The 12,618-nt window shown below is 36.9% G+C and carries 9 protein-coding genes and 1 riboswitch; of the genes, 7 read left to right on the forward strand and 2 right to left on the reverse strand.

What is annotated here, in order from left to right:
• Positions 1–25 precede the first annotated feature (25 nt).
• The 5 genes from O7776_RS09820 (at position 26) to odhB (ending at position 8,729) form a co-directional block, all read left to right on the forward strand.
• Positions 26–2,071, forward strand: a complete 2,046-nt coding sequence (locus tag O7776_RS09820; RefSeq protein WP_274310404.1) for a sensor domain-containing diguanylate cyclase — start codon at positions 26–28, stop codon at positions 2,069–2,071.
• A gap of 103 nt (positions 2,072–2,174) precedes the next feature.
• A complete protein-coding gene (locus O7776_RS09825; RefSeq protein WP_274310405.1) occupies positions 2,175–2,846 on the forward strand; it encodes a response regulator transcription factor in 672 nt (223 codons plus the stop codon).
• Positions 2,843–4,246: a HAMP domain-containing sensor histidine kinase gene (locus tag O7776_RS09830; protein ID WP_274310406.1), complete on the forward strand. Its 1,404-nt coding sequence runs from the start codon at positions 2,843–2,845 to the stop codon at positions 4,244–4,246. Before O7776_RS09825 ends, O7776_RS09830 begins: the two co-directional genes overlap by 4 nt.
• 322 nt (positions 4,247–4,568) lie before the next feature.
• The gene (locus O7776_RS09835) at positions 4,569–7,382 is read left to right on the forward strand and encodes a 2-oxoglutarate dehydrogenase E1 component (protein WP_274310407.1); all 2,814 of its coding nucleotides are present in this window, start codon (positions 4,569–4,571) and stop codon (positions 7,380–7,382) included.
• Between the two features lie 93 nt (positions 7,383–7,475).
• Positions 7,476–8,729 (forward strand): 2-oxoglutarate dehydrogenase complex dihydrolipoyllysine-residue succinyltransferase, encoded by a 1,254-nt coding sequence (odhB, locus tag O7776_RS09840; protein WP_274310408.1) that lies wholly within the window; start codon positions 7,476–7,478, stop codon positions 8,727–8,729.
• A gap of 237 nt (positions 8,730–8,966) precedes the next feature.
• On the opposite strand, the gene O7776_RS09845 is transcribed toward odhB, so the two are convergent.
• Together O7776_RS09845 and O7776_RS09850 are read right to left on the reverse strand one after the other, a co-directional pair.
• Positions 8,967–9,191 carry a hypothetical protein gene (locus tag O7776_RS09845; protein WP_274310409.1) on the reverse strand — a complete coding sequence of 75 codons (225 nt, stop codon included), beginning with the start codon at positions 9,189–9,191 and terminating at the stop codon, positions 8,967–8,969.
• A gap of 138 nt (positions 9,192–9,329) precedes the next feature.
• Entirely contained in the window at positions 9,330–9,875 is a 546-nt protein-coding gene (locus O7776_RS09850; RefSeq protein WP_274310410.1) for a DUF7010 family protein, read from the reverse strand.
• A gap of 756 nt (positions 9,876–10,631) precedes the next feature.
• Positions 10,632–10,817: riboswitch (Lysine riboswitch) on the forward strand.
• A 114-nt stretch (positions 10,818–10,931) separates the two neighbouring features.
• Between O7776_RS09850 and O7776_RS09855 the strand changes: the two genes are divergently transcribed.
• Positions 10,932–11,762: a transporter substrate-binding domain-containing protein gene (locus O7776_RS09855; RefSeq protein WP_274310411.1), complete on the forward strand. Its 831-nt coding sequence runs from the start codon at positions 10,932–10,934 to the stop codon at positions 11,760–11,762.
• Between the two features lie 109 nt (positions 11,763–11,871).
• A complete protein-coding gene (locus O7776_RS09860; protein ID WP_274310412.1) occupies positions 11,872–12,618 on the forward strand; it encodes an amino acid ABC transporter permease in 747 nt (248 codons plus the stop codon).

A 12,618-nucleotide genomic window follows, 5' to 3' on the forward strand; every position in this document is an offset into this window, starting at 1 on the left:
GTTAAATGCTATAGGGAGGGATTTCATGAGCTCGGTATTTTCCGTTGAGCAATTCGAGTTATTATTTGGCAAAAGTCATGATGCCGTATTCTTTATGGAAAAAGTTAATGACGATTATCGCTATATCCATGTAAATGAAGTAGCAAAAAAACTAATTAACATGGAACCTACAGGGAAATTCGTTGGGCAAGTTGTGTCACCGCATATAGCGAAGAACATTTTACAGAATTATAACTTAACACTTCAAAACTGTGAGCAAGTGGATTTTGAGGATTATACCTATGCTGAAATGGAAGTACGAAAACAGCGCACATCAACAATTCCGATAATTGATGAGGACAAGCAATATATTTTGGCCATTACAAAAGAAGTGCACTTGAGTCGAGATATGGAAGACAAATATTTGTTTATGCGCTCAGTATTTTTTAAATCGTTTTTATCGACGATTTTAATTTCAAATGAAATGTTCCTAATTGAGGCTGATCCGAAATTTGCTGATGATTTCAATTTAAGGCCAGAAATCATGAAGGATAAAACCATTTTTGATATTCCATTTGTTGATGAAAAGACTGCACCACTTTTGCGAGAATACTTGCAGCTTGCGCAAAAAGGTGAAAATATCACATCAAAAATGTTGCATTTTATCGATAAAAATGGTCAAATCCGCCATTATAGCGCAACTTTCTCTTCACTGACGAGCAATGATGAAATATTTGCTGTCTTTATTATTTTGCAAGAAATTACAAGTTTCATTAAACAAGGACAGGCGTTAAAAACTGCATCGCACGGCTTAGAAACGTTTAAGAATGCGATTAGCTCGGTTGCAGATGTATTATTTACGAGTATAGATGGAACAATTTTGGATGTGAATGAGCGAGTTTTAAAAAATACTGGTTACCAGCGTGATGAATTAATTGGACATAATCACCGTATTTTCAACTCGGGGCATCATGAACCAGAATTTTTTGTGAAGCTTTGGGATACCATTAAAAACGGTAATATTTGGCGTGGTGAAGTTTGTAATCGTAAAAAGAACGGTGATATTTACTGGATGGATATGACAATTATCCCATTGAAAAATATGCAAGGTGAAATTGAACAATTTTTATCGATACACTACAACATTTCTTCAGAAAAACGTTTGATGTCTGAGCTTTATAAAATTGAGCAGACATTCCGTGCGATTACAGAAAACACGAATGATTTTATTGTTATTACCAATCAATCTGGTAAAATCAAATATGCTTCCCCATCCTATACACGTAAGCTTGGTTACAGATCCGATGAATTAATCGGTTTGCCGTATGAGTCCTTGCTAACTTCTGATAGTATTGATACTTGGCGTAATGTAATCGAACAGCCTCAACATAGTGCGATACAAGAACAAAAAATTGAATTGCAACTGCGCTCAAAATTCAATGGAGATATCTGGACGGAAGGCAACTACACAATTTCTTTAGAGCTGATGGAACAGGAAGTAGCTGAAATTGTCATGGTTTCGCGTGAAATTACTGAACGTAAGGAGTTAGAAACTCGTCTTACGTATTTAGCATATCACGACAGCTTAACGCAATTAGGAAATAGACGTAAGTTATATAAAGAATTTCCAATAATAGAAGAACGGGCAAAAATTTCACAATCAAGCATAGCGATTTTCTATTTAGATGGAGACAATTTCAAGCGAGTTAACGATCAATATGGGCATGATGTTGGTGATGAATTTTTAAAGTGCTTTGGCCAATCTATAGTAGGTAGTGTGCGACATGATGATTTAGTCATTCGATTAGGCGGCGATGAGTTTTTAATTGTTGTGACGGGCTTGTCTTTAGAGGAATTTGAGAGAATGGAACAAATCCAACACATTATTGACCGTATAAAAACCCAGTTAGCAATTGGTTGGGAAATTAATAATATTCACTTTTCACCGACAATAACGATTGGTATTTCGATTTTTCCAGATCATAGCTCGAGTTTAGATGAATTAATCGATTTAGCTGACCAGGCTTTGTATGAAGCCAAACAAAAATCGAGAAATTCATTTCGACTATGCCAAGAATCTCAATTGAAATAAATTTCAGGGGTGCGATTATTTCGCATCCCTTTTTCATGGGTTAATAGTAGCCCTAATGGTACACTGTAAATAGTTTCATGTTTATAAGAAAGAAGGAGTTTTTTTGAAGCAAAAAATTTTAATTGTTGAAGATGAAAAAAGCATCGCTCGTTTTTTAGAGTTAGAATTGCAACATGAACAATTTGATACGGCGCAGGCACATGATGGCCGAAGTGGGCTTGATATGGCACTTTCACAAAATTTTGATTGTATTTTACTGGATGTAATGCTGCCAGAACTAAATGGAATCGAGGTTTGTCGACGTATTCGCAAAGTAAGCGATGTCCCAATCTTGCTATTGACAGCTCGTGATGCAGTCATGGATCGTGTGGCAGGTCTTGATGCAGGAGCAGATGATTACATCGTAAAACCATTTGCAATTGAGGAGCTTTTAGCGAGAATTCGTTCAATTTTGCGTCGTGTTAAACCATTAGAGCAAAAGGATATTCTTAAAATCCGAAATTTAGAAATAAATGTCAATGCATATGAGGTCGTATTTGAAGGTAGAAAGCTGGAACTTACAAGAACAGAGTATGATTTACTAAAGCTACTTGTAGAAAATAATAACCACGTATGTACCCGTGAATCAATTTTAGAACGTGTATGGGGCTTTGAAACAGAAGTCGAAACGAATGTTGTTGATGTGTATATTCGCCATTTACGGTCAAAGCTACAAACTGACGATGAGCCATACATTGAGACGGTACGTGGGGTTGGTTATGTGGTGCGTGTATGAAACGATTGGAGGAACGCTTCTTAAAAACATCGTTAAAATCAAAGTGGATACTTGCAGTTGGAGCTACAATTTTTATTAGCTATACCATCATTTCGGTTGTACTCTATATTGCACTACAAACGTGGCTATTAAATAATGAAGAAAAAAATGCAATGCGTACAGTAGATGATATGACGAGTTTTTTTTACGCGCAGGAAAGATCTGTTACAATACAGAATTTGCAAAATAATAGTGCACTGATGAAGGCGATTTTAACGCAAGAACAAACGGTGCGAATTTTTAATATGGATGGTATTGAAGTATTAAGCATTAATGATATTACGTCGGTAGCGGATTTTCCCAGTAATGCGAATATCAATGAAAATGAAACGAATATTAGTGAACAAACAGTAGATGGGAAAGATTCCTTTGTTGTTCATCAACTTGTACAAATTGGTCCATTTCAAGGAATTATGCAGCTTATTCATCCATTATCGACCTTCCATTCGATGATGAAGTATATATTAACTACTATTATTATTGTTGGTATAGGTGCTTTATTATTTTCTGTTTCCATTAGTTATTATTTGGCTAATCTATTAATGAAGCCGCTTGTGCAACTGCGAGATGCGATGAATTTAGTGCGTAATGACGGCTTTATAGCACAACCAGAATTTCATTATAAAGCCGATGATGAAATAGGAGACTTGCTTCATATGTATCGGACGTTAATGAATGAGCTCGAAATTTCGTTTACAAAACAACAGCAATTTGTTGCCGATGCCTCACATGAGCTACGAACGCCAATCCAAGTAATTGAAGGTCATTTATCGCTTCTTTCGCGTTGGGGTAAGAATGACCCACAGGTGTTGGAAGAATCGTTACATACATCCCTTGCAGAAATTACAAGTATGAAAAAGATGATTGAAGAGCTACTACAGCTTGCCCGGAATGTGGAAGTAGATGAAACTAAAAGCGCGGATGTTGAAGTCGTCTATAATCAAGTAAGTAAAGAGTTGAAGCAACTTTATCCAAATGCAAGTTTTGAATTAACTGTTATAGGGCAGATTGGAAATGCGGTTATAACTGAACATGCACTAACCCAAATCTTTAGAAATATTATGAGTAATGGCATTCGATATAACATTAACGAACCAATATTACAAACAACGATACAATATACAAATAGCGCTATTTTTGTAACGATAGAGGATAATGGGATCGGCATTGCACAAGAGCATTTACCACATATCTTTGATCGTTTTTACCGAATTGACGCATCGCGAACAAACGCTATTTCAGGTACAGGGCTAGGCTTGAGCATTACAAAGATGCTTCTAGAAAAATACCAAGGGGAGATCAATGTCGAAAGTACGCTAAATAGTGGCACGGCATTTGTAATAAAGTTATTTAAAAAATAGAGTGAATTTAGTGCATTTTCGTGTAATTTCAATGGTTCAAGAAAAAAATTGCTTATTTTTATAAAAATAGTTGTATTTTTTGTGAAGAGTAGTAAGATTGAGATGGAAAAAATGTTCTTTAGCGCGCTCAAACAATGTGCTTTCAGTATGCGATAAAGAATGGTAAAATATTATTTGATTTATTTTGGTAGATAAATAAAGAAATTCTTTATTATCGTCAGCAATTAAAACATCATTTTGGATAGTATTAATATTATTCAAAACATGTTTTTCAAAGTAAATTATTGGAACAGCCATAAGGCGAAATTTGGAGGTTATTTTCATGTCGAACAATGTATTACCTGCAGGTTCTCCATGGTCAGCATTCTCTGGACCTAACTTAGGTTACGTATTAGAGCAATATGACTTATTCCTGCAGTCTCCTGAAGAAGTTGAACCGGAATTAGTACAATTATTCCAAGCTTACGGTGGTCCTGTTTTTGTGAATGGTCAAGCGCCAGTTGCAACGACTACTGCTACAGTAGCAGGTTCTGGAGACTACAAAAAAGTATTAGCTGCAGTTAAATTAGCAGCGTCAATTCGTGAAAACGGTCACTTAGCTGCGGATTTATATCCACTTAAAAATCGAAAATTAGACACTACTCGCATTGAAGAAAGCGTATTCAATTTAACAGATGCAGACCTTGCTGCGATTCCAGCAGAAGTATTCTTTGCTACAGTACCAGCAGGTGTTACAAATGGTAAGCAAGCAATTGATTACTTAAAATCAGTTTATGCTGATAAAGTTGGTGTTGAAGTAGCTCACTTACAAAACGCTGAAGAACGCGCTTGGATTGAAGCACAAGTTGAATCAGGTGCTTTTAAACAAACATTAGCTGCTGACCAAAAGAAAGCGGTTTTAGAGCGTTTAACTCGTATCGAGAACTTTGAAAAATTTATTCATAAAACATTTGTTGGTCAAAAACGTTTCTCAGGTGAAGGTTTAGACTCTCAAATTATTTTATTAGATGAAATCATTAAGGGTTCAGAAGAACAAGGCGTTAAAAATGTACGTATCGGTATGGCTCACCGTGGCCGTTTAAACGTATTAACTCACGTATTAAACAAACCATATGACATGATGTTCTCTGACTTTGCACACGTTTCTAATGACCTATTCTTACCAGAAGACGGTAAATTAGAAATTACTAAAGGTTGGACTGGCGACGTTAAATACCACATGGGTGCTTCTTACACTTATGATTCTGGTTTAAACGTTAAATTAGCTTACAACCCATCTCACTTAGAAGTGGGTAACCCATTAGTAATCGGTGGCGTTCGTGCTGCTCAAGATGATACTTCGGCACCAGGCTTTGCAAAACATGATGATTCTAAAGCTTTGGGTATCTTATTACATGGTGATGCTGCTTTCGCAGGTCAAGGTATCGTAACTGAAGGCTTCAACTTCTCACAAGTTAATGGCTTCAAAACAGGTGGTACTGTACAAATTATCGCCAACAACATGATTGGTTTCACAACGGAATTATTCGATTCACGTTCATCTAACTACGCATCTGACCCTGCAAAAGGTTATGATATCCCAGTAGTTCACGTAAATGCGGATAGTCCTGAAACGGTTGCTGCTGTTGGTCGCTTCGTAGCAGCATACCGTGCGAAGTTCAAAAAAGATATCGTAATCGACCTTATTGGTTACCGTCGTTATGGTCACAATGAAACAGATGATCCGACAGTAACAAACCCAGAAACATATAAATTAGTTTCTAAACACAAACCAATTCGTGCTTTATACGGTGCTGAGTTAGCAGCAGCAGGTGTATTATCTGCAGAGGAAGTAAAAGCTATTGATACTAAAATCTATGCTGAAATGCAAGCTGCTTACGATTACGTAAAAGCGATGGCAGAAAAAGACGAGCACAAATCGCTTGAAATGCCAGAAGAATTAAAGGTTGAATTCCCAGCAATCGACACGACTGTTGCTGCTGAGCGTTTAGCAAAAGTGAATGAAGATTTACTTGTATTTGCTGATGGTTTCGAGCCACAAAACAAATTAGGTAAAATTTTAGAAAAACGTCGCGATGCATTTGCAACTGCGAAAATTGACTGGGGTCATGCTGAAACATTAGCATACGCTACAATTACGCAAGACGGCACACCAGTTCGTTTCACTGGTCAAGATGCACAACGTGGTACGTTCTCTCAACGTCACTTAGTATTACATGACAAAAACAACGGTTCTGAGTTCACACCATTACACCATGTAGATGGCGTAAAAGCTTCATTCACAGTTTACAACTCTCCACTTACAGAAGCAGGGGTTGTAGGTTATGAATATGGCTACAACTTAGAAAACGAAAATGTATTATCTGTATGGGAAGCACAATTCGGTGACTTCGCGAACATGGCACAAGTAATGTTCGATAACTTTATCTCAAGTGCTCGTTCTAAATGGGGTCAAAAATCTGGTTTCGTTCTTCTTTTACCACATGGTTATGAAGGTCAAGGCCCAGAACACTCATCTAGCCGTATGGAACGTTTCTTACAATTATCAGCTGAAAACAACTGGTTCGTAGCAAACTGTTCAAACGCAGGTAACTACTACCACTTATTACGTCGTCAAGCAGGTTTACTTGGTACTGAAGGAGTTCGTCCATTAGTAGTTGTTTCACCTAAATCATTATTACGTCACCCATTAGCTGCAGCATCTGCTGAGCAACTTGCAACTGGTCGCTTCCAAGAAGTAATCGAGCAAGAAGGCTTAGGTAAAAATGTAAAAGCAGTAGAAAAAGTAGTACTTGGTTCAGGTAAAGTAATGATCGACCTTGCTGAACGTGTAAAAGATGGAGAAGGTTTAGACCACTTACACATCGTTCGTGTTGAACAAATCTATCCATTCCCAGCAGAGCAAGTAAAAGAAATCATCGCTCGTTTCCCTAACGTAAAAGAAATCGTTTGGGTACAAGAAGAGCCGAAAAACCAAGGTTCTTGGACATATGTTCTTGAAACATTATATGATATCGCTGAAGGTAAAAAAGTTCGCTATGTAGGTCGTCCTGCAATGAGCTCAACTTCTGAAGGTGATGGCGATTCACATAAAGCAGCTCAAGCTAAATTAGTAAACGAAGCACTTGAAAAATAATTTTATTATTACTTGATTGAAATGCGGCTACTTCATAAAATGGAGTAGCCGGCTATACGAAAATGTATGGCGTTATTAAAGGAGGATATTAACGTGGCTGAAATTAAAGTCCCTGAGTTAGCAGAATCAATTACTGAAGGTACAATTGCCCAGTGGGTGAAAAAAGTTGGAGATCGCGTAGAAAAAGGCGAATTCATCGTAGAATTAGAAACAGATAAAGTAAACGCTGAAATCATCTCTGAAGAAGCAGGCGTATTAACACAAATTTTAGCTGAAGAAGGCGACACTGTACTTGTAGGTCAAGTAATCGCAGTGGTTGAAGCTGGCGAAGGCGCAGCACCTGCTCCAGCAGCACCAGCTAAAGAAGAAGCGGCTGCCCCAGCTCCAGCACAAGAAGCTCCAAAAGCAGCAGCACCTGCTCCGGTAGTAGTTGAAGAAACTTCTGGTGAGCGCGTAATCGCATCTCCAGCAGCTCGTAAATTAGCTCGTGAAAAAGGAATCGACTTAGCAGCGATCTCTCCAGTAGATCCACAAGGTCGTGTACGTGTACAAGATGTTGCAGCTCACGGTACAGCTCCAGTTGCACAAGCAGCAGCACCAGTAGCAGCTACAGCGGGTCCAATGATCTTCACTCCAGCTGGTGAAACTGACCGCGTAACAGTTGAGAAAATGTCTCGTCGTCGTCAAACAATTGCAAAACGTTTATTAGAAGTTAAACAATCAACTGCAATGTTAACTACATTTAACGAAATCGACATGACGAACATCATGGCATTACGTAAACGTAAACAAGATCAATTCGTGAAAGCAAACGACATCAAATTAGGTTTCATGTCATTCTTCACTAAAGCTGTAGTTGCAGCACTTAAAAAATATCCATACGTTAACGCTCAAATCAATGGTGATGAAATTCACTTAAACAACTTCTTCGATATCGGTATCGCGGTATCAACGGAAGAAGGTTTAGTAGTACCAGTAGTTCGTGATGCTAACGCTAAGAACTTCGCTGAAATCGAGAAAAACATTGCTGAATTAGCAGGTAAAGCTCGCGATAAAAAATTAGGCTTAAACGACATGGCTGGTGGATCATTCACTATCACAAACGGTGGTGTATTCGGTTCATTAATGTCTACGCCAATCATGAACGGTACACAAGCTGGTATTTTAGGAATGCACTCAATCGTTAACCGCCCTGTAGCTGTAAACGGTGAAGTACAAATCCGTCCAATGATGTACGTGGCATTATCTTATGACCACCGTATTATCGATGGTAAAGATTCTGTAGGCTTCTTAAAAACAGTTAAAGAAATGATCGAAAACCCAGAAGATTTATTATTAAACTCATAATTAACTCCGAACCCCACAAACGCTGTAATATAAGTGTTTGTGGGGTTTTTTTGTTTAGATGGAAAATTAGGACGACGATGATTATACAGTGTCATATCTAATTTGGTGGCATTACAAATTATCGACGAAAAGCAAACTATGGGAAATGAAAAAGCTAGTTAATCGACATAAGAAAAAAATGTGAAGTAAGTGGAATAAGACGTGAGCAAAAAATCCCTCTATAAAAGAGGGTTGGTATTAATATAGTCGTCGGTGGTCCTGGCAAGGTGGAAATCCATTTATATCCTGAATCATTTGAAAATCATATTGCTTCAAGGCGAATTGTGCTTGATATAAATATTCAATGACAAGAAGTTTTCCATTGGATGCACCACATAATACCCCAGAAGTTCCTTGGCCATTTATTAATGAAATACCAACAGGTTGACCAATTAAATAACCAATTTTTTGATGCCAAGGCATCGTCATCACCCCTTTAAATACATAATATTATCTATGTATTTAGCAAGTGCCTGTCTGACTTTAGAAAATAAGATTAATGCACAATATGTAAAATAGATATCGTATTATCTATAAAAAAAATCACCTAATAATAGGTGATTAAACAAGATTGACTTTAAGTTCTCTTTTAATTAAAAGCACTCCAATTCCATACACAATAGATATTGCTAAAGGTACAAGAGTGTAAGCATGTTCAACAAAGAAGCTTCCTAAGATTAGAGCAGAAAAACAGGTTCCTAAAGTAACAAATAAGTAAGCTTTACTTTTATAAATCCATATATAAGGTAAAAAATGAGAGCCTGCAAGCAAACCAATTGTGAATGGAAGGTATTCAGGTATGTTCATGTACACAATGATAAATACAGGAATATAAAAAGCTTGAGGAGCTGCGACTATTCCTCCTAAAGTGCCTAAAGGATTGTTAGTAGCGTTTAAATTTACGCCTAAAATTTTACTGATGAAAAAGCCAAGAGGAAAAATGACACCTAAGCCAAATATCCAAATTAAATGTACAATTTCTATTGGGAAAACAAAGTACATTAGCATGAAAATTATAAATACGACAGATCCAGATAGCAAAATTGGGAATCCTTTTTTTGCTTCAAAAATAATTTCTTGTTGTAAATTATCAAGTGTTTTACTCATATACTCATCACCTTTCGAAAAATTAGTAGATTGTCTAAATAATATAACTAATATTACCATATATAAATGATTGATGGTAATTATTGTATTGTATTTTTTCGAAGGTTAAGAGGAATTTGCAATAGAAGGGATATTTATGATGCATATAACTAATATATTTGCCTGATTCATTTTGCAGAATATTTAGAAAATATTGCGCGGGAAATAAGTATAGAAATTTCAAAATATTCTGTACGGACAATAAAGTTCGATTTATTAAAGATACCTACGACTGAACCGTAATGTGTACTTTATGTAAAAGACATTTAATAAAAGAATAGGCAAGATGATAAAGCGGCAGTCCGTATTTTCCATGCAGTAGCTTTTTTTTATGGATAAAAAAAGAATATGAATTTCACATAAAAATCTTTTTCGATAGGAAATCGAAGTCGAACAATCATTGAATTCGATTCACGTAAAGCCTCGCAACAATGAGTGTCAGCGCTTATTTTCGTATGACATTAGTATTGCCCATAGTCAACACGCGATAATTTCGACTTTTGGCGTAATGCAATCGGGACATTTTTTTAAGTAGAGAAGCATAATGTATTAGAAGTAATATCGATTTCAAATGTAAGTGTTCATGAGCGCCGTTTATTTAGTTGGAAAAATTGCGTATTCTTAGAAAATCGTTAACTATCTGAAAATTGCTTATTGACGGATATATAACATTAATGTAATATAAACATATCAATTTCATATCAAAACCTCACAAACTCGTGAGGTAGAGGCGCGATATTTATTAGTTTTTTATGGAGCCATTGAGCTGGCTAAGAAGTTTGAAAGAAGGAAATGTCGCCGAAGTGTTGTTAACGCTCGAATTAATAATGCTGGGTCTGCAGTGAATAATTGCAGAACTGTCTCAATCATCATCCCGGATGATTGAGTTGTGCTATCTCAAAAAGGGAATGTAGAGGATTTGGGCTAACTGTACACGTATAACGACCTAAAGACTTCTTTTAGGTCGTTTTTAGTATCTGTAAAACCCAAAAATTATAAAAAAAGGAGAGATTTGCTATGAAAAAGAAATTATTAATTTGCCTAACAGCGATGATGACAATGCTAGTATTAGCAGCTTGTGGATCAGGTGATGAAAAAACAGGCGAATCAGGTAAAAAGGTTTTAAAAGTTGGGATGGAGGCAGCATATGCACCATTCAACTGGTCACAAAAAGATGATTCAAACGGCGGCGTAGCAATTAAAGACTCTAAAGAATATGCAGCAGGTTATGATGTAGAATTCGCGAAAAAAATCGCGGAAGGTTTAGATATGGAATTACAAATTGTTAAAACAGACTGGGACGGTTTAATCCCTTCTTTACAATCAGGTGCTATTGATGTTGTAATCGCAGGTATGTCACCAACAGCTGAGCGTAAAGATACAATTGATTTCTCAGAAAACTATTATACAAGTGATTATGTAATCGTTGTAAAAGCAGATGGGCCATATGCAAACGCTACAACATTATCAGACTTCTCAGGTGCAAAAATTACAGGTCAGCAAGCTACAACACACTATGATGTAATTGACCAAATTCCTGGCGTAAATAAACAAGTGGCAGGTACTGACTTTGGTGCAATGCGCGTACAATTACAATCAGGTGCAATTGATGCCTATGTATCAGAGCGTCCTGAAGGGATTTCTGCTGAGATGGCACTTAAAAACATTAAATACATCGTACCAGAGCCAAACTTCGAAGCTGACCCATCTACAACAGCTGTAGCAGTAGGTCTAAAAAAAGGCTCAGATTTAACAGAACAAATCAACAAAGTTTTAGCTGAAATTTCGGAAGAAGAGCGTCAAAAGATTATGGAAGACGCTATTGCAAACCAACCAGCAGCCGAATAAGCTGCTAAACAAATAGGTTGTCTTGCCGGCAAACGAGCGAGACAGCCTTTTGTGATTTTTAGGTTAAATTTTATCATTTAAAGTGTGAAAGTATAAGGAGGACAAGACGATGCTATTTTTAGAGTCCGTATGGAGCTTGTTTACAAACAACTGGGATCTTTTCCTACGTGGTGCATGGACAGCGTTATTATTAGCAATAATCGGTACAATTTGTGGTACGTTGATCGGCTTTTTCATCGGCATTATGCATACAATTCCACATCGTAAACGCAGTGCAAAAACAGTTATTATAAAAATCTTTAACTTTATTTTGACAGCGTATGTAGAAATTTTCCGTGGAACGCCAATGATGGTTCAAGCAATGGTAGTATTCTATGGTTTAGTATATTTAGGTGTTGATATTGACCGATTCTTAGCAGCGTCAATTGTAATTAGTTTAAACACAGGTGCCTATATGGCGGAGTATGTGCGCGGTGGGATTGTGTCGATCGACAAGGGGCAATTCGAAGCAGCACAAGCAATTGGTATGAATCACTTACAAACAATGATTTACATCGTAATTCCACAAGTTGCGCGAAATATTTTACCGGCAACAGGGAACCAATTCGTAATGAATATTAAAGATTCCTCTGTATTAAGTGTTATCTCGGTTGTAGAGCTATTCTTCACAGCAAACTCAGTAGCCGGCAGTAACTACCGCTATATTGAATCATTTTTCATCGCAACGGTGCTTTACTTCATTATGACGTTTGCTGTAACACGTATTTTACTAATGTTCGAAAAGAAAATGGACGGTCCAGAGAGCTACAAAGTGGAGCTTATTACTGGGAACAAGCTAGAAAAGGATGGTGAATAA

Source organism: Solibacillus daqui, from assembly GCF_028747805.1.
GTDB classification, from domain to species: Bacteria; Bacillota; Bacilli; order Bacillales_A; family Planococcaceae; genus Solibacillus; species Solibacillus daqui.